The 24,783-nt window shown below is 72.3% G+C and carries 23 protein-coding genes; 17 read left to right on the forward strand and 6 right to left on the reverse strand.

Going from position 1 to position 24,783, the window contains the following annotated elements; genetic code table 11:
- The first annotated feature begins 4 nt into the window (after nucleotides 1-4).
- The 13 genes from BLT23_RS21445 (at nucleotide 5) to BLT23_RS21500 (ending at nucleotide 13,626) form a co-directional block, all read left to right on the forward strand.
- On the forward strand, nucleotides 5-202 hold the full coding sequence (locus tag BLT23_RS21445) for an MbtH family protein (RefSeq protein ID WP_090051579.1): 198 nt from the start codon (nucleotides 5-7) through the stop codon (nucleotides 200-202).
- A gap of 34 nt (nucleotides 203-236) precedes the next feature.
- Nucleotides 237-509, forward strand: a complete 273-nt coding sequence (locus tag BLT23_RS21450; RefSeq protein WP_245744075.1) for an acyl carrier protein — start codon at nucleotides 237-239, stop codon at nucleotides 507-509.
- A 4-nt stretch (nucleotides 510-513) separates the two neighbouring features.
- Nucleotides 514-1,740 (forward strand): beta-ketoacyl-[acyl-carrier-protein] synthase family protein, encoded by a 1,227-nt coding sequence (locus BLT23_RS21455; RefSeq protein WP_090051580.1) that lies wholly within the window; start codon nucleotides 514-516, stop codon nucleotides 1,738-1,740.
- Nucleotides 1,737-2,819, forward strand: a complete 1,083-nt coding sequence (locus BLT23_RS21460) for a beta-ketoacyl synthase N-terminal-like domain-containing protein (RefSeq protein ID WP_090051581.1) — start codon at nucleotides 1,737-1,739, stop codon at nucleotides 2,817-2,819. Before BLT23_RS21455 ends, BLT23_RS21460 begins: the two co-directional genes overlap by 4 nt.
- Nucleotides 2,820-3,024: 205 nt before the next feature.
- Complete coding sequence (locus BLT23_RS21465; RefSeq protein ID WP_090051582.1) at nucleotides 3,025-3,432, forward strand: 3-hydroxyacyl-ACP dehydratase FabZ family protein; 408 nt, start codon at nucleotides 3,025-3,027, stop codon at nucleotides 3,430-3,432.
- The gene (locus tag BLT23_RS21470; protein WP_218133820.1) at nucleotides 3,429-3,896 is read left to right on the forward strand and encodes a 3-hydroxyacyl-ACP dehydratase FabZ family protein; all 468 of its coding nucleotides are present in this window, start codon (nucleotides 3,429-3,431) and stop codon (nucleotides 3,894-3,896) included. Before BLT23_RS21465 ends, BLT23_RS21470 begins: the two co-directional genes overlap by 4 nt.
- Nucleotides 3,896-4,642 (forward strand): 3-oxoacyl-ACP reductase FabG, encoded by a 747-nt coding sequence (gene fabG, locus BLT23_RS21475; RefSeq protein ID WP_090051583.1) that lies wholly within the window; start codon nucleotides 3,896-3,898, stop codon nucleotides 4,640-4,642. The genes BLT23_RS21470 and fabG overlap by 1 nt, the downstream gene beginning before the upstream one ends.
- Before the next feature lie 12 nt (nucleotides 4,643-4,654).
- The gene (locus BLT23_RS21480) at nucleotides 4,655-5,362 is read left to right on the forward strand and encodes a 2-hydroxychromene-2-carboxylate isomerase (protein WP_090051584.1); all 708 of its coding nucleotides are present in this window, start codon (nucleotides 4,655-4,657) and stop codon (nucleotides 5,360-5,362) included.
- A gap of 159 nt (nucleotides 5,363-5,521) precedes the next feature.
- On the forward strand, nucleotides 5,522-7,747 hold the full coding sequence (locus BLT23_RS40845) for an ATP-binding protein (protein WP_176946854.1): 2,226 nt from the start codon (nucleotides 5,522-5,524) through the stop codon (nucleotides 7,745-7,747).
- Entirely contained in the window at nucleotides 7,744-10,539 is a 2,796-nt protein-coding gene (locus tag BLT23_RS21485; RefSeq protein ID WP_176946855.1) for a helix-turn-helix transcriptional regulator, read from the forward strand. The genes BLT23_RS40845 and BLT23_RS21485 overlap by 4 nt, the downstream gene beginning before the upstream one ends.
- Before the next feature lie 423 nt (nucleotides 10,540-10,962).
- Nucleotides 10,963-11,628 (forward strand): LuxR C-terminal-related transcriptional regulator, encoded by a 666-nt coding sequence (locus BLT23_RS21490; protein WP_218133821.1) that lies wholly within the window; start codon nucleotides 10,963-10,965, stop codon nucleotides 11,626-11,628.
- A 77-nt stretch (nucleotides 11,629-11,705) separates the two neighbouring features.
- On the forward strand, nucleotides 11,706-12,656 hold the full coding sequence (locus BLT23_RS21495; protein ID WP_176946856.1) for a lysylphosphatidylglycerol synthase domain-containing protein: 951 nt from the start codon (nucleotides 11,706-11,708) through the stop codon (nucleotides 12,654-12,656).
- Nucleotides 12,625-13,626 (forward strand): phosphotransferase family protein, encoded by a 1,002-nt coding sequence (locus BLT23_RS21500; protein WP_176946857.1) that lies wholly within the window; start codon nucleotides 12,625-12,627, stop codon nucleotides 13,624-13,626. The genes BLT23_RS21495 and BLT23_RS21500 overlap by 32 nt, the downstream gene beginning before the upstream one ends.
- Before the next feature lie 6 nt (nucleotides 13,627-13,632).
- Here the strand turns inward: BLT23_RS21500 and BLT23_RS21505 are convergent, their stop codons facing one another.
- The 6 genes from BLT23_RS21505 to BLT23_RS21530 are packed head-to-tail and all read right to left on the reverse strand — an operon-like array spanning nucleotide 13,633 to nucleotide 19,459.
- The gene (locus tag BLT23_RS21505) at nucleotides 13,633-14,634 is read right to left on the reverse strand and encodes an LLM class flavin-dependent oxidoreductase (protein WP_090051588.1); all 1,002 of its coding nucleotides are present in this window, start codon (nucleotides 14,632-14,634) and stop codon (nucleotides 13,633-13,635) included.
- A gap of 15 nt (nucleotides 14,635-14,649) precedes the next feature.
- Entirely contained in the window at nucleotides 14,650-15,723 is a 1,074-nt protein-coding gene (locus BLT23_RS21510) for a glycosyltransferase family protein (protein ID WP_245744076.1), read from the reverse strand.
- A 16-nt stretch (nucleotides 15,724-15,739) separates the two neighbouring features.
- Entirely contained in the window at nucleotides 15,740-16,720 is a 981-nt protein-coding gene (locus BLT23_RS21515; RefSeq protein ID WP_090051589.1) for a Gfo/Idh/MocA family protein, read from the reverse strand.
- Nucleotides 16,710-17,990: an ATP-grasp domain-containing protein gene (locus tag BLT23_RS21520; protein WP_090051590.1), complete on the reverse strand. Its 1,281-nt coding sequence runs from the start codon at nucleotides 17,988-17,990 to the stop codon at nucleotides 16,710-16,712. The genes BLT23_RS21515 and BLT23_RS21520 overlap by 11 nt, the downstream gene beginning before the upstream one ends.
- Nucleotides 17,987-18,280 carry an acyl carrier protein gene (locus BLT23_RS21525; RefSeq protein WP_090051591.1) on the reverse strand — a complete coding sequence of 98 codons (294 nt, stop codon included), beginning with the start codon at nucleotides 18,278-18,280 and terminating at the stop codon, nucleotides 17,987-17,989. The genes BLT23_RS21520 and BLT23_RS21525 overlap by 4 nt, the downstream gene beginning before the upstream one ends.
- Nucleotides 18,281-18,283: 3 nt before the next feature.
- Nucleotides 18,284-19,459: a radical SAM protein gene (locus tag BLT23_RS21530; RefSeq protein WP_176946858.1), complete on the reverse strand. Its 1,176-nt coding sequence runs from the start codon at nucleotides 19,457-19,459 to the stop codon at nucleotides 18,284-18,286.
- Between the two features lie 433 nt (nucleotides 19,460-19,892).
- On the opposite strand from BLT23_RS21530, the gene BLT23_RS21535 reads away from it, so the two are divergent.
- From BLT23_RS21535 to BLT23_RS21550, 4 genes are read left to right on the forward strand one after another with little or no spacing between them, the layout of a single operon-like run.
- Nucleotides 19,893-21,188: a condensation domain-containing protein gene (locus BLT23_RS21535; protein ID WP_090051593.1), complete on the forward strand. Its 1,296-nt coding sequence runs from the start codon at nucleotides 19,893-19,895 to the stop codon at nucleotides 21,186-21,188.
- Between the two features lie 37 nt (nucleotides 21,189-21,225).
- A complete protein-coding gene (locus BLT23_RS21540; protein WP_090051594.1) occupies nucleotides 21,226-22,233 on the forward strand; it encodes a terpene synthase family protein in 1,008 nt (335 codons plus the stop codon).
- Nucleotides 22,234-23,700 carry a prenyltransferase/squalene oxidase repeat-containing protein gene (locus BLT23_RS21545; protein WP_090051595.1) on the forward strand — a complete coding sequence of 489 codons (1,467 nt, stop codon included), beginning with the start codon at nucleotides 22,234-22,236 and terminating at the stop codon, nucleotides 23,698-23,700.
- The gene (locus BLT23_RS21550) at nucleotides 23,697-24,764 is read left to right on the forward strand and encodes a polyprenyl synthetase family protein (protein WP_090051596.1); all 1,068 of its coding nucleotides are present in this window, start codon (nucleotides 23,697-23,699) and stop codon (nucleotides 24,762-24,764) included. Before BLT23_RS21545 ends, BLT23_RS21550 begins: the two co-directional genes overlap by 4 nt.
- Nucleotides 24,765-24,783 lie beyond the last annotated feature (19 nt).

The raw sequence follows: 24,783 nt of genomic DNA on the forward strand, positions 1-24,783 counted from the left end.
CCCGATGACGAACCCGTTCGAAGACGAAGACGCCACCTACCGGGTGCTGGTCAACGACGACGGCCAGCACTGCATCTGGCCCGACTTCGCCGACGTGCCCGCGGGCTGGACCACCGTGCACGACCCCGGCCCCCGAGCATCGGCCGTCGAGTACGTCGAGCAGCACTGGACCGACATGCGGCCGCACAGCGTCCTGCACTGACCACCAACACCACCACCCACCCGAGGAGCACGTCGTGACGATCGAGAACACCGACACCACCACCGTCAGCCCCGAGCGCGCCGCGCGGATCAAGACCGTCGTCTGCGAGATCCTCGAGATCGGCGAGGACGAGGTCACCGAGACCAGCCTCTTCATCGAGGACCACGAGGCCGACTCCCTGCGCGCCATCGAGATCCTGGCGTCGCTGGAGAAGGAGTTCGGCGTGGTGATCGACCAGGCCGAGCTGCCCAGGATGGTCAACCTGCGCGGCGTCCACCAGGTGACGGCCGAGTCGGCTGGCTGGTGACGGCATGGCACAACGTGTGGTGCTGACCGGCCTCGGCGTGGTGTCGAGCATCGGGTTCGGTCCCGAGGAGTTCGCCGCGGGCCTGCGCGCGGGCCGGAGCGGGGCCAGGCCGATCAGCGTGTTCGACACCACCGGGTTCGAGTACGCGAACGGGTGCGAGGTCGTCGGGTTCGACCCGGCCGAGTGGCTGCGCGTCACCGACCCGGCGGACCTCGGCCGGGCGAGCCAGTTCTCGGTCGCGGCGGCCAGGATGGCCGTCCGCGACGCGGGCCTGGACGAGCGGCAGCTGGCGGACAAGCGCGGACTGGTGTCCGTCGGCACGACCGACGGCGAGGCCGTCGACCTCGAAGCGCTGCTGGAGACGTCGCTGAACCGCGGCTCCGCGGCGATGGACGGCCAGGTGGCCAGGCGTGCTCCCGCGACGATGCTGTCCCTGGCGATCGCCAGGGAGCTGGGGTTGTCCAACGTGAGCGCCTACACCATCGCGACGGCGTGCTCGGCTGGCAACTACGCGCTCGGCGACGGGTTCGACGCTGTCCGCTCCGGCGAGGTCGACTTCGCGCTGTGCGGCGGAGCGGACGCCATGTGCCGCAAGACGTTCGCCGGCTTCTACCGGCTGGGCACGATCGCGCCCGACTGCTGCCGCCCGTTCGACGCGGACCGCCAGGGCATCCTCACCGGTGAGGGCGCGGGGCTGCTGGTGCTGGAGAGCCTCGACTCGGCGCGGGCGCGCGGCGCCCGGATCTACGCCGAGGTGCTCGGCTACGGCCTGAACTGCGACGCCTACCACCAGGTGGCGCCGAACCAGGAGAGCATCGAGCGGTGCATGCGGCTCGCCCTGGCCGACGCCGGGGTCAAACCGCACGAGGTCGACCTGATCTCGGCCCACGGCACCGGCACCCAGGCCAACGACGTCACCGAGACCAGGGCGATCCGGGGCCTCTACGGCGACCGGCCACCCCGCACGATCTCGGTGAAGTCGATGCTGGGGCACACCATGGGCGCGGCGAGCGCGCTGGGCGCCATCGCCTGCGCGCTGGCGATCACCCACGGGTTCATCCCGCCGACGATCAACCACCGCAGCTCCGACCCCGAGTGCGAGATCGACTGCGTCCCCAACGTGTCCGTCGAGGCGGACCTGCGCGTGGTGCAGAACAACGGCCTGGCGTTCGGCGGCAACAACGCGAGCGTGATCCTCGGCAAGTACTCGGAGAAGGAGTTCGCGTCATGACCACGGCACAGCGCCTGGTGATCACGGCCTGGTCCGCGGTCTCCCCGTACGGGATCGGCCGGAAGTCCTTCGTGGACGGTGTCGTGACGGGCGCGCCGACGGTGACCGAGCTGGACCAGGAGCGGTGGCAGGGCCCGTCCGGCCGCGGGTGCCTGGTGCCCGGCTTCGAGATCAGGGAGGTGCTCGGCGCCAAGGGGACGCGCAAGATGGACCGGGTCACCGCACTGGTCGTCAGCACCGTGGGACAGCTGCTCGCGGACGGCGGCATCGGCACGGGCGAGGACACCGCTCTGGTGCTCGGCTCCACGATGGGCAGCGCACAGTCCATCATGGACTTCACCAAGGACGTGCTGGTGCGGGAGCTGCCCTACCTGGTCGATCCCGCGAAGATGCCGAACTCGGTGATGAACTGCGCCGCGGGGGCGTGTGCGATCTGGCACGGCCTCAAGGGACCGAACACGACGCTCGCGGGCGGCCAGGCGGCGGGACTGATGGCGCTCGACTACGCGCGCCGGCTGCTGATCCACGACCGGGCGGCCAAGGTGCTGGTGGGCGCGGCGGAGGAGTACTCGGCCGAGCGCGCCTGGCTCGACCGGCACTCGTGGCCCGCCGAGACCCCCGACCGAGTGCTCGGCGAGGGCTGCGCGGTGCTCCTGGTCGAGACGGCGGACCGGGCCCTGCCGGCGAGCGGCAGGGCGCCGCTGGCCGAGGTGCTCGCCACCGAGTCCAGGGTGTACCTGGAAGGCGACCCGAGCAAGGTGCTGGTCGCCTGTGTCCGGTCCGTCCTCGCCAGGGCGGGCGTCGAGGCGGACGAGGTGTGGGCGGCCGTTCCGTCCTCGGTCGGCGACCGGGGACGGGACGAGCGCGAGGTGGTGCGGTCGTTGTTCGGTTCGGAGGTCGTGGACCGCGTGCCCACCGGCGACGTCCTCGGTGACACGGGCGCGGCCAGTGCCGCTCTGCGGATCGCGGCGGTGCTCAGCGTCGCCGAGCACTCGCCGGAGGCGGCGGGCAAGGTCGCGCTGGTGACGTCGGCCGACCGCTACGGCACGGTCGCCTGCTCGCTGCTGCGGCTGGCGTGACCACTTCCCGCCGTGGCGCCGTTCGCGCCGGGAACCTCCGCGCGAGGCGGGCCGGGGACCCCCGGCCCCGGCCCGCCCGGTTCATCCGGATGACCGCGGTGGACCCCCGGCTCCCCCCGGGCGGCGTGGCCGAACCCCGGGGCACCCGCCTGTCAGAGCTCCGCCCGTCGGAGTACCGAACGACGACAGAGGTGAGAGGAAAGCGATGACCACAGCCATCTCCCCGGTGCTCGCCCTGATCCGGGTGGTCCCACCACCCGCGGTCAGCGCCGAGGCCAACACGTGGCGCGGGACAGCCGTCGTCGGGATCACCGCGGACGAACCGGTGTTCGTGGGCCACTACCCCGGCTTTCCGATCTTCCCCGGCATGTGCGTGGTCGAGTGCGTGCACCGCGCCGGACTCCTGACCGCCCCCCACGACGCAGGAGACCTGGCGCTGGCCGCGATGGAGTCGGTCCGGTTCCTGTCGCCGGTGTTCCCCGGCGACGAGCTGAGGATCGAGCTGGAGTGGTGCCGCGACGGCCACGACTGGCGGCTGACCGCGACCGCCTCGACCGACCGCGGCGACGCGGCGGTGGTCCGGATGCGCTACCGGCTGGACGGTGCCTGGTGAGCAGGATCGCCGTGGAGCCGCAAGCCGTTCTGCCGCACCGGTACCCGATGCTCCTCGTGGACCGGGTCGTCGGCGTCGTCCCGGGGGAGTGGGCTACCGCCATCAAGGTCATCAGCCGCAACGAGCCGTGGTACGCCGACGGCGGCGACTGGCAGAGCTACCCCGAGGTGCTGCTCGTCGAGTCGTGGGCGCAGACCGCCGGGATCACGGTCGGCGCGGACATGCCCAACCCCGACGTGCTGTCGGGTTCCGTGATGCTGTTCGGCTCTCTGTCCACAGTGGAGTTCCATCGGCGGGTGGTGCCGGGTGACGTGCTCGAGAACCGGGTCCGCGTGGTCAAGTCGATCGGCGACACGGTGATCCTCGAGGGGGAGTGCGTGCGGGAAGGAGAACCGGTGTTCACCGTGTCCAGGATGGTCGTCGCCTTCCGGCCGGCCTCCAGTCTGCAGAACGGAGCGGAATGATGGAGGACAAGGGGAAGAGGGTCGCGCTCGTCAGCGGCGGCACACGGGGCATCGGCCGCGCGACCGTGCTCCGGCTCGCCGAGGACGGCTTCGACGTGGCGTTCTGCTACCGCTCGGCGGGGGAAGCCGCCACGCTGCTGGAGAAGGAGGTCGCCGAGCTCGGCGTGCGGGTGCGGTCAGACCAGGTCGACGTGACCGACGCGGGCTCCGTGCGGACCTGGGTCGCCGAGGTCGAGGCGGACCTCGGGCCGGTCGATCTCGCGGTCACGTCCGCGGGCATCACCAGGGACAACCCGCTCGCGTTGATGTCCGACGAGGACTGGCACGCGGTGCTCGACACGAACCTCGACGGCGTCTACCACGTCTGCCGCGCCGTGGTGTTCGGCATGATGAAGCGCAAGCGCGGCTCCATCGTCAACGTCTCGTCGGTGTCCGGCGTGCACGGCAACCCGTCGCAGACCAACTACTCCGCGTCCAAGGCCGGGATCATCGGCTTCACCAAGGCGCTGGCGAAAGAGGTCGGCAGGTACGGCATCCGCGCCAACGTGGTGGCGCCCGGCCTGATCGAGACGGACATGACCGCGGGTGTCAGCGGCCAGGCGATGGCCAGGATGCTCGGCTCGGTCCCGCTCGGCAGGCTGGGCACGGCCGCCGAGGTCGCCCACCTGATCTCCTACCTGGCGTCCCGAGACGCCGGGTACGTCACCGGTTCGGTCTTCCAGATCGACGGCGGCATAACCATCTGACCGGAGGACATCTTGCCCAGCAAGCCCAAGAAGCAACCACGCTGGTACTTCTCCCTGCGCAGCCCCTACTCGTGGTTCGCCTACCACGACCTGTCCTCCCAGTACCCGGACGTCCTGGACGCGGTGCGGTGGGTGCCGACCTGGGAGCCCGACGAGCTCAGCTCGTCGCTGCTCGCCGAGGCGGGCATCAAGCTGCCGTACGTGCCGATGTCCGTGGAGAAGGGGCGCTACATCCTCCAGGACGTCCGGCGGATGGCGAAGGACCGCGGCCTCGCGATGACCTGGCCGGTCGACCGGAACCCGGTCTGGGAGGTGTCCCACCTGGCCTACCTCGCCGCCGAGGAGGAGGGCGCGGGCCGCGAGTTCGTCGCCGCCGCCAGCCGGGCGCGGTGGGAGCGCGGCCGCGACATCTCGGACCCCGACGTGATGTCCGACATCGCGGGCGACCTCGGTCTCGACCCGGTCCGGCTGGCGACGGCGGCCCAGGACTCCCGGTTGCGCGGCTTGGCCGTCCAGAGGCTGGAGGAGGTGTGGCGCGACGGCGTTTTCGGCGTGCCGTTCTTCATCGTCGGGCACGAGAAGTTCTGGGGCGTCGATCGGCTCCCGCAGTTCGTCGACGCGCTGCGCGAGCTGCGCGTTCGTGAGGATCCCGGCACCTGGCAGGGGCTGGTGCCCGCCGGTCCGGCAGGTGACATGGGGCACGCGGGAGGCTGTGGCTGAGTTTCCGGCCGTGGTAGTAGTTGCTGTAAGTGTTCGAACCGGTCCGGCGAGTCACCGCCGGGGATGAGTGAGGGTGAGGGCTGTGGCAGACCACGTCGAGAGGCCGGATGACGTCGGATCCCCTCACCGCACGGTGCACGCCGCCCTCGGACGCGTCCGTTGCGGGTGACCGCGCGCCCCGATCTGCTGGTCGACCGCGATCGGGAGCAGGACGTGTTCCGGCGGACGCTGGACGACCTCGGCCGCGGCCGGTCGTCGGTGCTCGTCGTGGAGGGGCAGGTGGGCATGGGCACCGGCGCGCTGGTCCGGCGCGGGTGCGGGCTCGCCGACGAAGCGGGTGTCCGGGTCGCCTACGCCCGCGGCTCCCGCTTCGAGTCGAACGTCGACTTCGGGCTGGCGTCGCAGCTCAGCGCCCAGGTCATCAGACCGGGCAGGCCGCGCTGGGGCAACGACCTCGCGGCCGTGCTCTGCGAGGAGGTCATCGCCGAGGCGAAGCGGTCACCGCTGCTGGTCGCGGTGGACGACGCGCACTTCATCGACTCCGGCTCGGCCCGCTGGCTCAGCGCGGTCACCCGGCGGATGTCGGGCCTGCCGCTGATGTTCCTGCTGGGCGTCAGCAGCGGCACGGACCGGGAGCACTCGCTGCGGCTGCTGGCCGAACGCGTGCTGGAACCGGGGCCGCTGACCCCGGCGGGAACGCGGCGGGTGCTGGAGTCCGCCCTCGGTGAGCCGCTCGACGACGAGTTCGCCGACGAGGTGGCGCGGGCGACCGGGCACACACCCGGCGTGGTGCACACCGTGGCGCACCGCATGGCCGCGGCGGGACTGGCCGCGGACCGGTCCTCGGTGGTGCCGATGCGCGCCATGGCCGCGGACGCGCTCGGCGAACGGCTGTCGAGGATCCTCGACAGCCTGCCCGGCGAGCTCGTCGACCTGGTGCGCACGATGGCCGTGTGCGAGGGCAACCTCGACTTCGAGCTGGTGTGCTCGGTGGCGGGCCTGGAGGGCCTGTCCGCGGCGCACGCGAGGTCCAGGCTGTGGAAGGCCGGCCTGGTGACCCTCGACCGCAAGCCCGTGCCCGCCGACTGGGTGCCGGTGGACCGCCTGCTCACGACGATGAGCTTCGACGAGCGGGAGCGGACGCGCGCGGTCGTGGCCGGGCTGTGCCACCGCAGCGCGGTGCCGGACGGCGCGGTGGCGGGCATCCTCCCCGCCACCCGGCCGGTCGGTGACCGGTGGGCGGTCGACGTCCTGTCCGACACCGCCGCCAGGTGCACCGAGCTGGGGGACACCGCCACGGCGAGCCGCCTGCTGAGGCGCGCCCTGCGCGAACCGGTGAGCGGGGCGTCCGAGGCCCGGATCCTGTACGACCTCGGCGAGGCCGAACTGGCCATCGCGCCGTTCGCCAGCGACCGCCACCTCGCCAGGGTGGTCACCGCCTCCGCCGGCCCGGTCGCCGACGTCCTCCGCGTGCGCGCCGCGGACCTCGTGCTGGCCCGCGGTGACTTCGCCCTGGTGCAGCGGCTGACCCGCGAGGTCCGCGAGCGCGACGACGTGGCGCCGGACGCCCGCGCCCGGCTGCTCGCCCTGCACTGGCTCAGCCAGGACCGGCTGCGCGAGGTGCCGGAAACCATGGGGCGCACGGCCTTCGCCCCGCTGCCCGGCACGCCGGACGACCCGGCACAGGCCGCCGCCGTCGCGTGGCGGCTCGCCGTGACGGGGCGGCACGCCGGCCGGGTCCGCGCGCTGGCGCGGATGGCCCTGCGCGCCGACGGCCGGGACGAGTGCCCGCTGTCGCTGCGGGTCGCGGCCTGCGTCGCGCTGGACGTCGCGGGCCGCCGGGACGAGGCCGTGGCCGGGCTGGACGCGGTCGTGGCCGGCGTCCGGCTCCCGCACGACCGGGCGGCGGTGGGGTTCGCGCTGCTGGCCCGCGTCGGCGTCTCGCTGCGGCACGGCCGGGCCGACGAGGCGGCGCGGGACCTCGCCGCGACGCTCCGGACGATGCCCGAGCACTGCTGGCACCCCCAGCAGCGGTCGTTGCTGGAAGCGATGCGCCTGCTGGTGGGCGCGCGCAAAGACGAGATCGGCCCCGGCCACGAGACGGCGGGGGAGGGCTGCGTGGACTCCGCGGTCCTGTTCTACGCCCGTGGCCTGCTGCTGCTGGACCAAGGCGACGTCGTGGCCGCTTCCGCGATGTTGCTGGAGTGCGGCAGGCTGCTGCTGAACGCGGGTGTGACCAACCCGCTGCTGATCCCGTGGCGTCCCGCCGCCGCCACGGCGTTGCGCGCCTGCGAAGACGCCGGAAGGGCCGGCCGTCTCCAGGACGCGCACGACGCGCTGGTGCGAACGTGGTTCGCGGCCGACGCCGGAGGGGCGGTGCTGTGACGCTGTACGAGCGGGGTCCGGAACTCTACGTCGTGGCCGACGCCTTGCGGGCGGCGGAACGGGGCTACGGCCGCTTGGTCGTCGTGTCGGGTCCCGTCGGCATCGGGAAGTCCGCACTGCTCGACCACCTCCCGGCGGTGGCCGAGGAGCACGGCGCCCGCGTGGCGCACGCCACCTGCGTGCCGCTGGAGCAGGACTTCGCGTTCGGCGTCGTGCGGCAGCTGCTGGAGCCCGCGTTCACCGCCGCCTCGGACGAGGTCCGCGACCGGTGGCTGGCGGGACCGGCGTCGTCCGCGCTGCTGCTGTTCACCGACGACCTGATGCGCCCGTCGGACGACCTGGACGACCCCGGGTCCCCGGACGACGACCGGCAGGTCGGGGGCGTGTGGCAGGTGGTGCTGGACGGCCTGGTGCGGATGCTGGGCACCATGAGCGCCGAGCAGCCCCTGCTGCTGCTGGTGGACGACCTGCAGTGGGCGGACACGCTGTCGCTGCGGTTGCTGGGTCACCTCGTGCGGCGCATGGTCGACCTGCGGGTGACGGTGGTGGCGACGGTCGGCGAAGGTGATCCCCGCGCGAACCGCGCGTCGGTCAGGGACGTGGTCCGGGCGGCCACGCACACGCTCTGGCTGGGACCGCTGTCGGCGGCGAGCGTCGCCCACCTGGTGCGCGACGAGTTCGGCGAGCCGGGGGACGAGGAGTTCGTGCTCGCCTGCCACGAGGCGGCCGCGGGCAACCCGATGTTCCTGAAGGCCGTCCTGACGGGGATGCGGCAGAGCGGGTACCCACCGCGCTCCGAGGTCGCGGGCACGGCCCGCTCGCTGTCGCCGTCGCACCTGCTCGACCGGTTGTCCGGCCGCCTGTCCGCGCAACCCACCTGGATCAAGAGGTTCGCCAAGGCGATGGTGGTGCTGGGCCACCACGGGGACGCCGCGCTCATCACCGGGCTGGCGGAGCTGGACCCCGTGGGAAGCGCCGAGGCCGTCCGGCTGCTGAGCAGGCTCGGCCTGGTCGTCGGGGAGGACCCGCCGCGGTTCGTCCACGTCGTCGTCCGGGAGGCCGTGGAGCAGATGATGACGGCGGCCGAGGTGGACCGCCTGCACCGGCGGGCGGCCGTGCTGCTCTACGACAGCGGCTTCTCGTCCGAGCACGTCGCCGCGCACCTGCTGGCGGCCACGGGGAAGTGCGAGCCCTGGGCGATCGAGGTGCTGCGCGCGTCGGCCGAGACCGCGCTCAACCGCGGCGCCCCCGAGGTCGCCGCGCGGTACCTGCGCCGGGCGCTGCTGGACTCGCCGCCCGGCACCGCGGGCCGGGCGCTCCTGCTGGTGGAGCTGGCCACGGTGGAGGTGGAGTTCGACACCCAGGCCGCGCTGCGGCACATGTCCCAGGGCGTGCCGTTCCTGGAGTCCAGCCGCGACCGCGCCCTCGCCCTCGTCCGCATCCCGCCCGCCCTGCTGGCCACGGCGACCCAGCCGATGATCGACGTCCTCACGCAGGTCGCGGGCGAGCTGGCCGACCCGGACCGGGTCCCGGCCGCCGACCGCGAGCTCGCGCTGTGCCTCGAAGCGCGCCTGCGCTTCACCCGGTCCCGCCACGCCGGGCACCTCGTGGACGCCGTCGACCGGTTGCGGCGCGCGGGGCCGGAGCTCCCGCTCGACTCCAGGGGCGAGCGCGAGCTCGCGTCGGTCCTGCTCTTCGCGGCCACCGTCACCGGTGACTTCCCGGCGTCCGAGGCGCTCCGGCTCGGCCGCAGGCTGCTGGACCTGGAGCCCGCGTCCACCCGCACCGCGCACGCCGCGGTGCCGCTGCTGATCACCGCGTTGCTGGCAGCCGGTCCCCCGGAGGAGGTCAGGGGCTGGCTGGACCTGGCGCTCGACTGGGCGACCAGGATGAGCTCGCCGTCCTGCCAGGCGACCATCGGGGCGAAGTACGCCCTGGTGCTCGCGAGGGTGGGGAAACCGGCGGAGGCGAGCGTCGTGGCGGCCTCGGCGTTGGAGGCGGTTTCCCGGGACTGGAGCTCGCCCGCGGCCGGTCCGGACGCCTCGCTCGCGCTCGCCGCCATCGAGGCGGACGACGTCCTGCTCGCCGAACAGATCCTGGACCGCTGCGGCGGCGCCGAGCCGAGGCTCTCCGCGTCCTGGACCGTCCACCTGCTCCGCGGCTGGCTCTCCGCCCGCGCGGGCGACCACGCCGCCGCCCTCGACCACCTGATGGACTGCGGGCGGAGCCTCGACCTCATGGGGTGGACCAACCCCGCCGTCCTGCCCTGGCGGGGCTGGGCGGCGGGACTGCTGCACGAGCTCGGCAGGCAGGCGGAAGCGCTGGAGCTGGCCGAGGACGAGCTCACCCGCGCCCTCGTCTGGGGAGCCCCCGCGACGGTCGGCCGCGCCCTCCGGATCAAGGGCATGATCACCGAGGGCCAGGCAGGCGTCGACCTGCTCCGCGAGGCGGCCGCCGTCCTGGAGGACGCGGGCGACGCGCTGGAGCTGACGAGGGTGTCGGCCGCCCTGGAACGCCGTAGCGGCGGCTCCTCCCGCAAGGGGCGGCCGGTCCCGGTGGGTGTCGAGCCGTGGTTCGGCGCGGGCAGGCCGACGTCGACGACGCTGACCAAGACCGAGCGCCGGGTCGCGGGCCTGGCGGCGCGGGGCTTCACCAACCAGGAGATCGCGCAGGAGTTCGGGGTCAGCTCACGGGCCGTGGAGAAGCACCTGACGAACTCCTACCGCAAGCTCGGGGTGACGGGCCGCTCCGGCCTGCCGGCGGCGCTCGGCGACGATCTTCTCGAGGACTGAGCGCCGGAGGAGTTCGGCGGCGCGACACCTCTTTGTCATCCAGGAAATGGTTCTACTTTGTACGGCGTGAGTACGTGCGTGTTGCCGCAATCAGTTGTCCCGCACTGCCCATAACCGGTTTCCCCCGGCCGTGAATTGGGCGTCCAGCTGAGACGCGCACACGGCCCAGCACCCGGCCGGCGTGCTCCTAAGATCCACTGTGGAGTGACGATAAGCGCAGGACAGAGCATGTGCGGGGGCTGTGGTGGGATGTTCGGTTCGGGGGACGGGTACACCGTACCTAGCTGGTGCGTCACCCACAGAGTTAGCCAGGGCGGGGCGCCTGTCGTTGCCCAGCGCTATCGGCGTTCATACGATCGATATTGCTCTTGATGAGAACGGTCAGCAGGTCGCTGCGCCTTCAGACCAGTACGAGGAGTAGTTGTGTTCCAACGCTACGACCACCCGGTAGAGCGCTCTCACAGCTTGGTCGACGACACCCTCTACCGCTCGATGTTCGAGCGTTCCGGGTTGGGCATCGCCAGGCTCGACCCCAGAAGAAAAGTGCTGGAGGCCAACGCCGACCTGCTCAACTTCGTCGGCCGGTCGATCCACGACGTGTACAGCCGGGACTTCGTCGAGCTGATCCACCCCGGCGTGCGCCCCGGCCTGGAGCGGCAGCTGGAAAGACTGGCGAAGGACCGGAAAGGCCGGTTCGCCGAGCAGGTGGCCGCCGTCCGGCCGGACGGCAGCACGGTGCCCACCACGATGACCGCGATCGCGGTGTACGGCCACGACACCTCCATCTCGGCCCTGCTGGTGATCCTGCGCAAGGAGAACGCCGAGCGCGGTGAGGTGAAGGTCGACCAGGGCAAGGTGCTCAGCGACGTGCACGCCAGGATTCTCGAGGGGATGGCCGCGGGAGAGTCCACGACGCAGCTGGCGTCCAGGCTGTTCCTGAGCCGCCAGGGCGTCGAGTACCACCTCGGCACCATGCTGAGGAAGCTCAGGGCCCCCAACCGGCCCGCGCTCGTCTCGCGGGCCTACGCGATGGGCCTGCTGAGCATCGAGAGCTGGCCGCCCAGGGTCGAGCCCGCGTTCGTGAAGTAACAGCAGCCGTGGACCCGACGAGGCCGGACGGGTGGACGTCGCCAGGAACGAGGACGACCGGATGCGCGCGACGGGCGGTGGGTGCGCTGCTCACGCTGACCGCCGCCGCGTTGCTGTGCTGGTGGTCGTTGAGCGGGGTGGACTGGGCGACGCTGCCGGACGCCGTGCGCCGGGCCCACCCCGGACTGGTGGTCGCCGCCGTGGCGGGCTACACCGTGGCGTTCTGCGTCCTGGACACCGCCGCCTTCACGCTCGTGTACCGCAAGCACCTGGCCGCGGCGGTACCGGTCCGGCACGTCGCGACCATCGTGTGCGGCAAGCAGCTGCTCGGCGTGGTGTTCTCCCCGCTCACGAAGCTCGTCGCCACACTGTACTTCCACCGGCGCTGGCGGGTGCCGGTGCTGCGGACTCTCGGGGCCACCGAGGTGCTGACGGTGGCGGACACGATCGTGCTGGTCGGGCTCGTCGTCGTGGGGACCGGCACCGTCGACGGGATGCCCGCGGGGGCCTCGGTCCTGGCGGCCCTGATGGCGCTCGCGCTGGCGCTGTTCCTGCTGTGGGCCTGGCTCCCCGCTGCCCGCGGTGTGCTGCCCCGGTTGCGCCGCAACGCTTTCCTGTCGGTGCTGGTGCAGACGAGCCCGGCGCAGATGCTCGCGCAGCTCGGCCTGAGGTCCTGTCTCGTCCTGGCGATGGCCGCGTCGTGGTGGTCGCTGCTGCTGGCCAACGGCGTGGACCTCGACTTCGGCCGGCTGGTGCAGTTCTGCTCGGTGTTCCTGGTCGTGGTCCAGCTGCCGGTGTCGGTCGCCGGGTACGGCGGCCCGCAGGGCGCGTGCGTCCTGCTGCTCAGCGACGCGTGGGGCCTCATGAGCCGGGAGGACGCGGCGGTGCTGAGCCTGCTGTGGTCGACCGCCTACCTGGTCTCCCGCGTCGTGATCGGATTTCTGTTCGCGGTGCCCGCCGTGAGACTGCTGAGGGTGGACGAGAAGGGGAGTGGACGTGCGGAGCACGACCAAGCGCGCACTGGGTGAGGACGAGCTGGCCGCGGCCGTGACCGAGGCGTTCGGCGCGGACGCCTCGGTCACCGCGGTGCGGGAGCTGGGCGACGGGACCTTCAACGCCGTGTGGCTGCTCGACCTGGACCCGGTCGGGCCGGTCGTGCTGAAGGCCGCTCCGCCGCGGTCGGCGCCGCTGCTGACCTACGAGCGGCGGATCGCGCGCACGGAGGCGTTGGTCCTCGAGCTCGCCGCGCCCGCCGCCCCGGTGCCCGTGCTGCACCACGCGGGGTTCGACAGCGCGGGGGTGGGCGGCGACTTCCTGGTCACCTCCGTGCTCGGCGGCGAGACCTGGCAGCGGCTGTCGGGCGGGATCTCCGCGGCCGAGCGCGCGGGGCTGCGCCACGAGCTCGGCCGCGTCGTCGCCGGGCTGCACACCGTCAGGGGGACCGGGTTCGGCTACCCCGAGCCGTCTACCGGGCTGCGCGGCGACACCTGGGCCGAAGCGTTCACCGCGATGTTCGACGCCGTGCTGGACGACGCCGACCGCTACGGGGTCGTGCCGCCCGTCCCGACGCCCGCCCTGCGCGAGCTGGTGCGGGCGAACAGGGCGCTGCTCGACGAGGTGACCGACCCCGTGCTGGTGCACTTCGACCTGTGGGAGGGCAACATCATGCTGGGCTCCCACGACGGCGGCAGGAGCGTCACCGGGCTGATCGACCTGGAGCGGGCGTTCTGGGGCGACCCGCACGCGGAGTTCGTGTCGCTGGCGCTGCTCGGTGACCTCGCGGACGACGACCCTCTGCTCGACGGCTACCGCGAGGCTGGTGGCCCGGCCGAGCTCACCCCGCGGGCTCGCCGGCGGATCGCGCTCTACCAGGCGTACCTGTACCTGATCATGCTGGTCGAGGCCGTGCCGCGGGGGTACCGCGGGGTGAAGGCGCTCGCCGCGCGGTCGCTGTACCGGATGAAGTTCAAGCAGGCCGTGCGCCGCGTGGCGGGGTGAGGCGCGTCAGCGCAGCCGGGACAGGACGACGTCGTTGTGGTGGAACTCCTCCTCGGTGAGCACCCCGCCCAGCAGCACGGTGTCCACGCCCAGGGACAGGTAGCCGTCGAGGTACTCGGTGACGCGGTCGTAGCTGCCCACGAGCTGGGGCATCAGGCCCTTGTCCGCCCGGTAGGCGCCGGTCCAGTACACGCCGTCGTGGGTCTCGCCGTTCGTGGCGAGCCTGGCCATCCGCCGGTTCCAGTCCGACTCCGACCGCGTCTTCAACGCCGTCATGTGGCGTGACCTCCGGTCGGGGACGTAGGCCGCCCGCGCGACCGACCACGCCTCGTCGTCGGTCGGCCGCGCGATCAGGCCGACCCGGACGCCCAGGCGGTGGCCCGCGCCCGCGCGCGAAGCGACGAAGTCCGACGCGAACGCCGCCAGCGGCTCGGGGTGGGTCACGGCCACGTCGGCCACGGCCGCCGCCACCGCGCGGCCCGCCGCCGACGAGCCAGCCACGAAGACCCTGGGCTGGAGCTCGGGCGGCAGCGCGGAGTACGTGCGCAGACCCGAGAACCGGTAGAACCGGCCCTCGTGCGTCAGCGGCTCGTCGCCGCCGAGCAGCGCCCGCACCACGGTGATGTACTCCATCGCCCGCGCGTACCGCTCGTCGTGGTCGAGGGTGTCGCCGATCTGGTCGAGCTCTCCTTTGATGCCACCGGTGATCAGGTTGATGTCGACGCGCCGCCCGTGCAGCGACGCCAGCCCGTGGACCATCTTCGCTGCGGTGAACGGCGGCATCGCGCAGGGCTGCACGGCCACCAGCGGGACGAGGGCCTTCGTGGCCCCGGCGGTCGCGGCGGCCACCACCCACGGGTCGAGGTTCTCGTGGTTGTAGAAGACCAGCAGCCCCTCGTACCCGTAGCGCTCGGCCCGCTCGGCCAGCTCGCCGATGGTCAGCAGGGAGTTGGCGGCGCTCGGCCTGCCGGGAAGCGCGGTGCCGTAGACGGAGAAGGTGTGCGCCATGGTGGTCTCCGGTCGTCAGGTGGACAGCCCGGCCAGGCGGTCCGGGTAGGACAGTGCGCGCGGCCTGGCGGCCAGCAGGTTGCGGTGCAGCCCCTCCAGCACGGCGAGCGACTTCCCGCCGGCGACCCAGTGGGGGTAGGAGATCCCGAACCCGAGCCGTTCCCACAGCTGCGCGTTGCGCGCCTCGTGCTCGCCGAACGGCTTGAGCAACACGACAGGGGTCGCCGAGGACAGCGAGTCCATCAGGGTGCCGCCACCGGGCTTGCTGACCACCGCGATCGCCTCCCTGGTCAGGTCGAACCCGTCGTGGTGGTCCTCGCGGCGCCGGTAGTCCACCCGGCCGTCCGCGGCGACCCGGCCGAACGGCGGGAACCCGTCGTCGTGCCACGGGTGCCAGGCGGGGTCGATCATGAAGTACCGGTTCCGGTCGTCGCCCCGGACCACGTCGGCCCACTCGTAGGCGACGAGGTCCAGTGCGAACCCCTCGCTCGTCAGGTCGGCCGCGTCGGACCGGTAGGTGCCCATGCCCCACCCGCCGCCGTGGGCCAGCAGCCTGCCGTTGCGCGCGGACCACGGGACCGGCTCGGCGCGGCTCACGGGGATCGTCGTGGCCACCCCGCCGGCGTTCTGCTCCAGCAGCCAGACGTCCTCGTGGCGCTCCTGCGCAGACGCCGTCCACCCGGCCGACCTGAAGGAGGGCGACGCGGTCGAGTCGACGTGGCAGGCGTGGACGCGCACGCCCGCGCGGGCCGACGCGTACCGCCGGACCGCGGGCAGCCAGAACCCGGACAGCACGACGAGCAGGTCGACCTGCTCGTCCTCCCACTCCGCGAGCAACGCGGAGACGGAGTCCTCCGCCAGTTCGGCGGGGTTGCGCCTGGCCAGCCGCTGACCGGCCAGCGCGACCCGGAAGTCCCGGTGGAACGCGACCTTCGACTCGGGGATCAGGTCGCGCCGCGCCTCGGGCAGGTGGCGTTCCAGCACGTCCACCCTGGCCCGCACGCCCGCCTCGGCGAGCCTGCGCGCCAGCAGGAGCCCGGGGACGTGGACGCCCAGGGCGACACCGGACGTCAGTACGGCGATGGTCACTGTTCTCCCTTGCCGGTCACGGGTCGAGGTGCTTTCCGACGGCGTCCAGGTAGGCGTCCTCCACGAGGGCCACCCGCTCGGCGGCGGCGGCGTCCACGCGCGGGGGCGTGTCGAGCAGCCGGAGGATCCGGGCGAACTGCCGGTCGTGGTACGGGCCCGCCGGGAAGGACCGCACCTCGCGCGATCCGTCGTCCCGCCGGAGGTGCAGGTTCAGCGGGAACGGCCCCGCCGCCGGGCGCAGGACGTCGCGCAGCCGGACGCGGCCCGCGGTGAACGCGAACTCGTGGTCGGCCCGGTACGGCCCGGTCAGCGCCGCGCGCAGCCGGGCGCGCAGGCCGGAGGGCCACCGCAGCGTCGCGCCGAAGGTCAGGTCCACGCCGTGGGGACCGTCGAAGTCCGAGTGGCCGCTCGCGGTGGCGCCGTCGAGCCCGACCGTGCCGCCCACGGCGTCGAGCCAGTAGCTCGCGGTGTCGTACAGGGCGCCGCCGCCGAGCTCCGGCCGGAACCGGTACCCGGTGCGCTCGGACAGGGCGAAGGCGATGTGCGACTCGATCCCGGTGAGCTCACCCAGCTCGCCCGACGCGATGATGCCGCGCACGGCCTCCTGCCACGGGTGGTCCGCCGTGATCACCGCTTCGACGACGTGCACGCCGGACGCCTCGGCGGCGTGCCGGAGCGCGTGCAGCTCCCGGCGGCCGAGGCACAGCGGTTTCTCCACGACCACGTGCTTGCCCGCCCTGGCGGCCGCGGCCGCCCACTGCGCGTGCGCGCTGTTGTGCAGGGAGACGTAGACGGTGTCGATCTTCTCGTCGTCCACGAGGGCCTGGTAGTCGCCGTGAGCGGTGAGCAGGCCGTGGGCGGAGCGGAACGCCTCGGCGCGGTCAGCCGTGCTCGCGGCCACCGCGCGGACCCGCACGTCCTCGTGGCCGCGCGCCGGGGTGACGACGGCCTTCACCGCGATCGGCGTCGCCCCGACGAGCCCGATCTCACGACGCACGGCTCACCGCCGCCCACCGGTCCGGCGGCGAGCCGGCGATCGCGTCCAGCTCGGCGCCGAGCTCGCGGTCCTCGTCGTCGTCGCGGGCGACCACCGCGCAGTAGAGCCGTCCCCTCGACGAGGACAGGGTGCCCGCGGTCAGCGGGAGCAGCCCCGTGCCGCCGGAGCGGAACAGCACCCCGTTGCGCCGCAGCAACGCCACCAGGGCGTCGAACGTCCGATGTGGACTGTCTGTGCGCAGTGCGCGCACGGCGAGCCGGGCCGTGGTCGCGGGTCCGGCGAGCCGCCGTGCCGCGAGGATGCTCAGCAGCCCCATGGACATCCGGGGGTTGATCTCCAGCACCGGGACGAGCGTGCCGTCCCGCAGCAGCATCGAGTCGACGCAGACCGGCCCGTGGTAGCCGGCCGCGGCCAGCGCGGCCCCGACATCGGCCATCACCTCCCGGTAGCCGGCCCTGCCGAGGCGCGTCCCGAGCGCCGCCGGAACCGGTCGCGAACCGGTGTAGGCGAAGCCGGTGTTCTCGATGAGCCGCGTCCCGTGCCAGTCCACCCGCCCGTCCTCGTGCACGTGGAACTGGGCGGAGAAGTCCGCCACCCGGTCGAACCGGGGCTGCACGAGCACCTCGACGGCCGCCCCGCGGTCCGCCTGCTTGGTCAGGACGCGGCCGACCGAGCGCAGCACACCGGGGGAGGACACCTCGATGGTTCCCCGTCCTGACACCCCGAAGGGGTCCTTCAGGAGGGCGGGCGCGCCGTCGAGGGCCTCCACTTCCTCCAGCAGCCTCGGCACGGAGTCGACGACGACCCCTGCCCCTGGCAGTCCCAGCTCGCGCACCAACGCGTTGGACCACGACTTGGAGGAGACCGCCCGCACCACGGCGTGATCGGGCTGCGCGGTCCGCAGGCCGAGCGCACCGACCAGCGCCGCGGTCTCCGGGAGGACGGCGTACGGCGCGAAGCCGCAGCCGCGCAGGTCCTCCGGCGGGTGGGACAGCAGCCGTTCCTCCACGGTTCCGGTGCCGTGCGGAGCCACCCGGTGCCCGGTCTCCACCCCCGCGTCACCGAGGACGGTCAGGAACGACGGGGGCACCTCCGCGCCGGTGACGAGCAGGTCGCCCGGATCGCAGGCCACCACGAGCAGTTCGTCCATGGCGGACGAGACGGCGTCCCCGCCGGGGTCCCGCACCGCGGGCAGCGTCGCGAGTCCGGCGGGCCGCCACCTGGCCTCGACGTCGAACGTGCCGAGGCGCACCGTCCGCGCCGAGGTCACCGGTCGGCCGCCATGGCCGCCATCACGAACTGGCGGATCGCCGGGAAGGACTCGAGCTGCGAGAAGCTGAGCTCCTCGAACTCCAGCTCGACGTCGAACGCGTCCTCCAGCGCGAGCAGGAAGTTGATCATCTGGATGGAGTTGAGACCGAGGTCGTCGACGATGTTCGTCTCGTCCGTGATGCTCGCGGCGAGCTCCTCGTCGCCGAGGACCTCGCCGAGGACGGCCCGGATGCGGTGCTCCACCGCGGTCTCCTCCAGCCGGGGCCCGCGCGCTTCGACTTCGGTCAACGGTCAGACCCCGTTCAGGTAGAGGAGGATGCACTTGGAGCAGACGGGCATGAGGCTCGTCCCGCGCAGGACGGTGCGGACCCGGCGGAACGCCTCGCCCTGCCAGACCTCCTCGACGCTCTGGTCGTGGAGGTCGCCGATGACGAACTCGGGGAAGAACTTGCAGGAGCTGACCTTGCCGTCGGCGTGCACCTCGAGGCGGTTGGACACGGCGAGGCACCGGTTGCGCTTCTGGGCGGGCTTCGACGACCCGAGCACGAAGTCCTCGATCTCGTCCAGCTCGAGCTGCGGCTGGTAGCGGATGCGGACGTTCCACGTCCGCTCGGCCAGCCGGGTCATCGACGTCCGCAACGTCTCGATGAGCTCCGGCTGGATCCGGTAGGTGTAGGAGTGCCAGGTCGGCGTGGCGCCGGGCGCCGGCGGGTTGAGCCACGCGAAGTTCTCCGCGTACATCTCGTCCATCGAAGTCGCGACCTCGGGACTGATGTACCAGGGGAACTGGAAGTACACGGTGTTGACGCCGAGCTCCTCCGCCCACTCCATGAACTCGTACATCGAGCCGATGGTCTCGTTGCTGACCATGCACGAGATCGAGACTTCGCCCTGGTACTCGCCGGTCTTCTGCAGGTCCAGCAGCAGGCGCGCGTTGTCGATGGTGCGAGGGAACGTGCCGCGGCCGCGCAGCGCTTCGTGGTCGGCGCCGAGACCGTCCAGGCTGACCAGGACGTTGAGACCGGGGCCGATGGTCAGCAGGTGCGGCAGGTTGCGCTTGATCAGCAGCGCGTTGGTGCACAGGTTCACCGTGCGCGGCGTCCTGGCCAGCAGAGCCGCCACCTCGGCGAACCGGCTGTGCATCAACGGTTCGCCGCCCCACAGGAAGACCTTCGCCCGCGTGTCGTCGGTGATCCGCAGGACGTCGTCGATGATGTCGAGGTCGAGTTCGGTGCGCTGCTTCTGCTTGCTGAAGTCGTGGAAGAAGCCCTGGTCGTTCCACTGGTAGCAGTGGTTGCAGCGCAGGTTGCACTTGTAGGTCAGCTGCAGGCTCACCTCCCGCGGCAGGGGGGTCGCGTACGTCGCGTCGGCCTCCACGTTGCGGCGGGTCTCGGCGCGGATCGCGACCGTGCGCCGCAGGTCGTCGAACTCCTTGCGATTGAGCGTTCGGGCGGTCTTCGGGTGCACCACGGCTCCTCACCACACGGGCTGGCGGACTGATCGATTTCCGGCGCGGCATTTGTTTCCGGAGGGTCGAGGTCGGCCGCGTCCGGTGTGTCGGCCAAGGACGGATATAGCCGCTCACGCAGCGAAGCAGTTCGCCGGCGGAGCCGTCAAGAAGGGACGGGCCGTTCCTGCGTGAGGCAAGAGTTCAGGGGCGGGGGCCGTCGGCCGGCGCGGAGATAACCGCAGTTCAGAAGGGTTGTGTAAGCCATTGGGACCAGTGCTGCCGGAGGCAGGCAGAGTATTTGAGCAACCGGAGTGCGCGTGTACGTTGCCGTCAATCCGACGAAACATCCGGGTCGGGGAAACCATTCTTCGAGATTTTCGAGCAGTGCGCGAAATCCTCCTCGGGAATAGCCGCGCACGGTGCGCTGATCCTTGTCGCGGAGGAGAGTCCATGCTGCCCACCTGGCCCGCGTCCGTCTTCCAGTACACGCTCATGACCACCGACCAGTTCCTGCCCAGCGGGTCGATCGGGCCGCACATGACCATGGCGATCTCGGTGGTCGTCGACGGGCCGCTGGACGTCGACGTGCTGGACGGCGCCTACGACGACCTCGTCGCGCGCAACGACGTCCTGCGCACCGTGCTCGAACGGGAGGGCGCGAGCTGGGTCCAGCGCGTGCACCCGCACCGCACCGCCCGGCTGGAGCGGTCCGAGGGACCCGCGGAGCGCGTGCAGGACTTCGCGGACGCGTGGACGCGGACACCCGTGCCCGTCGACGAACCGCCGCTCGTGCGCGGACAGGTGGTCCGGCTCGACGACGGCACCCACCTGGTCAGCCTGGTCTTCCACCACCTGCACACCGATCCGCCCTCGTTGGAACTGGCCATGTCCGAGCTGGGGGCGCTCTACACCGCGCGGCTGGCCGGTGAGCGCGTTCCCGCGCCCCCGCTGCAGTTCGGGCCCTACGTCCGGCAGGTCGTCGACAGCGTCGCCGGGCGGCTGGACGCCGACCGCGAGTTCTGGCGCACGACGATCGAGGGCGCGCGACCCGTGTCGCCGGCGCCGGGGCTGGAACGCGACTGGGGCCGTCCGCCGAGCTCCAGCGCACTGCGCCTGCACGTGCTGGACAGCGCACAGGCCGCCGCGCTGGAGAAGTGGGCGCTGCGCCACCGCACGACGTTGTTCGCCACGCTGTTCACCGGGTTCTGCCTGTCCATGGCCGATCGGGCGGCGACCCGCGACATCCTCGTCGCCACCGTTTTCGAGCAGCGCAACCATCCGGACACCAAGAACCTGATCGGGCCCTTCCTGCACCCGTCGCTGCTGCGGGTCCGGGTACCGGAGGGCGCGGACTGGGAAAGCCTTACGCCACAAGTGCGCGACGTGGTGCGCGACGCCTACGACAGGGCCCACATCCCGACGATCGACATCCTCGGCATGCACCCCGACGTGATCCACGCCGTGTCGACGGAACCGGTCGGCCTGCTGCTCTTCCAGTACCTGCCGTCGTCCGGCGTCGGTGACCGGATCGCGTTCGGACCGGCGACCGCCCACCTGCTCGCCAACACCGACGTCGGTCCCACCGGCGACGTCGGGCTGATGTTCCGCCTGCACCGCAAGGGATCCGGCGACCTCGTCGCCACCGTGACCTTCGACCGGCGGGACCTGGAGGAGGAGCTCGTGCGCGAGCTGTTCGCCGACTTCGTCCGCAGGGTGACCGAGCCGCTCGCCGCGACCGTCCGCTGACCGGGACCGGCCCGTGAGCACACCGACTGGAGTTCCCGTGAGCACTGACCAGGTCTTCGCCCCACCACTGGACCAGGAGGAGCTCGACGCGGGCTGGGAGTCCTTGCGGATGCCCAACCTGGGACGGCTGGACCAGGACGAGCAGCGCCGCATCCGCGCGGTGAGCGACCAGGTGGCCGGCCTCGTCGAGCCGTGGCTCGGCGGCGTGTCCGACCAGTACCGGGGACTCAGCTGGACCGTCGCGGTCACGCTGGCCGCGATCACCCCCGAGCTGTCCGCCGCGGAGCTGGTGCCGGTCGTCAAGCTGTCCTGCTGGACGCTCGTCTTCGACGACGTGTTCGACAACCACCACCTGTCGATCGCCGAGCACCACACCAGGATGCGGCGCTACCTCGACTTCCTGGCGGGGGCAGAGGTGGACGCCGCCGACCCCGTCGCCCGGGCTCTGGCGGACTGCCGCGACGAGCTCCGGTCGGTCCCGCTCTTCGCGGAGCTGGAGCCGGAGTGGAGGTCGGCGCTCGAGGCGACGATGCGCGCCATGATGGTGGAGTGCGAGTGGCGGCACGCCCACGACGCCGACCCCCAGGCGCTTCCGTCCTTTGAGGACTATCTGGCGAACGCCGTCGAGGCCATCGACTCCCGCCCCGTCACCTGGGCCGCCCTCACCGTGATCGGTGACCGGTCCGTGCTGGAGCAGATGGACTTCCTGCACGGCCTGAGCGCCACGCTGGCGCGGTGCATCCGGCTGGCCAACGACCTGCGCACGCACGTGAAGGAGGCGGGCGAGGGCACGATCAACAGCGTCCTGGTCCTCTCGTCTGCGGACGTCCCCGGACAGCCCGCCGACCCGCGGCGGCGGCTCGGCCGGGCCCTCCGCGAGATCGCCGCCGACATCGACGTCCACCTGCGGGAGCTCAAGGGACAGGCCGAGAAGCCACGGACGAGCACCGGCCGCGCGGAGAGGTGGATCGCCGACTGTGCGGACTTCGTCTCCGAGTTCTACTCCCGGCACGAGTACCGAACACTCTTCGATACGGAGTCCTAGGTGTCACGACACGACGAGATCGCCGAACTGCTGAACCAGGTCGGTCCGGGCCGGGTGACCGACTCGGCCTACGACGTCGGACGGGTGGCCCGGCTCGGGGACGTGGATCCCGATCTGTCGGGCGGAGCCCTGGACTGGCTCCGGCGGCACCAGCTGGCCGACGGAGCCTGGGGCGCCCCGCACCTCGACTACCACCACGACAGGCTGATCTGCACGCTGTCCGCCGTGACCGCCCTCGCGCGGACCGGCGACCCGTCCGACCGGCAGCGCGTCGAGCGCGGGGCGGCGGTGCTCGCGAACGACCTCAAGAGCCTCGGCGACGACGCGGCCGGTGAGACGATCGGCTTCGAGCTGCTCGCCCCCGCACTGCTCGGCGAGGCCAGGGAGCTGGGCGTCGTCGGTGACGAGGTGGACGAGGTGCTGGCCGGGCTCGTCGCGGAGCGCGAGGCCAAGCTGGCCAGGGTGCCGTCCGGGTTCATCAACGGCGAGTCCGTCCTCGCGCACTCCGTCGAGATGGCGGGCGCCGCCGAGCTGCACCTGGTAGACCTGGAGAACCTGCTGGGGCACAACGGTTCGGTGGGGTACAGCCCCGCCGCGACGGCCTGGTACGCCGCCACCACCGGCGACAGCGCCGCGCTGGGATACCTCAGGACCGTGACCGGCGCCGACGGCGGAGTGCCCAACGTCGGCCCCATCGACGTCTTCGAGAACGTGTGGACGCTCTACAACGTCGGGCTGACGCGGTCCGGCCCCTTCCCGGCGCGCGATCGGCTGCTGGCGGCCGTGGAAGGCGCCTGGACGCCCGGCCGGGGGGTCAGCTTCGGCTCCGGGTTCCGGCCGGAGGACGGCGACGACACCGCGGTCACCTCCGAGGTGCTGTCCCGCGCGGGCAGGGCGGCGGACCTCGACGCGTTGATCTCCTACGAGGGGCCCGAGCACTTCCACTGCTGGCCGACCGAACGGAACCCCTCGGTCAGCACCAACGTGCACATGCTGGGCGCCCTGCGGGCCGCGGGACTGCCCGGCGACGACCCGGCGGTCCGCAAAACGGTGCGGTACCTGGAGAACAGCCAGGACCGGTCCGGCTTCTGGCTCGACAAGTGGCACGCGTCGCCGTACTACGTGACCGCGCACGCCGTGCTGGCGGGCGAGGGCCTGCCGGACGAGATCTTCGCGCACGCCCTGGACTGGCTGCTCCGGACGCAGCGGCCCGACGGGTCCTGGGGCTCGTACCTGTCCACCGCGGAGGAGACCGCCTACTGCCTCCAGGCGCTCACGATGGCGCTGCGGCGCGGGGAAACCGTGCCCGTGCAAGCACTGCGCCGCGGTCACGACTGGCTGGCGCGGCACGCCACCGGGCCGTACCCGTGGCTGTGGATCGGGAAGTGCCTGTACTCGCCCGACGTCGTGGTGAGGTCCGCGGTCCTGTCCGCACTGGCGCTGGTCGAGGAAGAGGTGTCCCGGTGAGCCCCCACCCCAGCCGCACGGCCGAGCGTCTCACCGCCGACCTCGACCTCGTCCGGCACCGGGTCGACGCCTACCTCACCGACCTGTTCGACCGCGCCCTGCGCGACAGCGAGACGGTGCTCGATGCCGGCTCGCCCGGCCTGGAACCGTTGCGCACCATGGCCTTGTCCGGGGGCAAGCGGATCCGGCCCGCCTTCGTCCACTGGGGATTCGTCGCCGCGGGCGGCGACCCGGACGACGGGTGCGCCGTCGAGGCGGGCGCGGTCGTGGAGCTGCTGCACCTCTTCGCGCTCGTGCACGACGACGTGATGGACGAGTCGCCCACGCGGCGGTCTGCCCCGACGATCCAGGTCCTGTTCGCCGACCGGCACCGCTCACTCGGCCTGCGGGGCCAGGCCCAGCGCTACGGCGAGAACATGGCGATCCTGCTCGGCGACTTCGCGCTGCTGACGTGCACCGAGCTGCTGCTGTCGCTGCCGCGGCGAGCGCAGCGCCTCTTCTACCGCGCGGCCAACCAGCTCATGCTCGGCCAGTACCTCGACCTGGAGAACGCCGCCGCGCCCGCCGTCGACGACGAGACGGCGTCGAGGACCGCGTTGCTGAAGACGGCGAGCTACACGGTCGAAGGCCCGCTGCTGGTGGGGGCGGCGCTGACCTCCAGAGGCCCGGAGCTGGACCCGTACCTGCGCGCCTACGGACGGGCCGTCGGCCTGGCGTTCCAGTACCGCGACGACCTGCTCGACGTCTTCGGGGACGAGTGGGAGACCGGCAAGCCGGTCGCCGGTGACGTCACGCACCAGAAGGCGACCCGGCTCCTCGCCGGCCTCCGGCACCAGGCGGCGGGCGGAGACCGCACCCTGCTGCTGCCCGGCGAACCGGCCGTCGCCGACCTGGAGTCGCTGCGGTCGCTGCTGCTGCGCACCGGCGCCGTCGACGAGGTGGAGACCCTCATCGGCGACCTGGTCGGGGAAGCGGTCACGGCCATCACGGCGGCACCGATCACCGCGTCCAGCAGGGACGTCCTGATCGACGCCGCCCATTTCGCGGGTGCCCGCCGGTGGTGAGCGGACGACCCTGCCCGGT

Origin of the sequence: Lentzea fradiae (assembly GCF_900100955.1) — a bacterium.
Classification (GTDB): Bacteria; Actinomycetota; Actinomycetes; order Mycobacteriales; family Pseudonocardiaceae; genus Lentzea; species Lentzea fradiae.

Coding starts and splice junctions, on each gene's coding strand:
- BLT23_RS21505 (WP_090051588.1), bottom strand. CDS start 14,634: ATGGCGCACACCTTCTCCGTCTACGGCACCGCGCTTCCCGGCAGGCCG.
- BLT23_RS21455 (WP_090051580.1), top strand. CDS start 514: ATGGCACAACGTGTGGTGCTGACCGGCCTCGGCGTGGTGTCGAGCATC.
- fabG (WP_090051583.1), top strand. CDS start 3,896: ATGGAGGACAAGGGGAAGAGGGTCGCGCTCGTCAGCGGCGGCACACGG.
- BLT23_RS21535 (WP_090051593.1), top strand. CDS start 19,893: ATGCTGCCCACCTGGCCCGCGTCCGTCTTCCAGTACACGCTCATGACC.
- BLT23_RS21445 (WP_090051579.1), top strand. CDS start 5: ATGACGAACCCGTTCGAAGACGAAGACGCCACCTACCGGGTGCTGGTC.
- BLT23_RS21465 (WP_090051582.1), top strand. CDS start 3,025: ATGACCACAGCCATCTCCCCGGTGCTCGCCCTGATCCGGGTGGTCCCA.
- BLT23_RS21460 (WP_090051581.1), top strand. CDS start 1,737: ATGACCACGGCACAGCGCCTGGTGATCACGGCCTGGTCCGCGGTCTCC.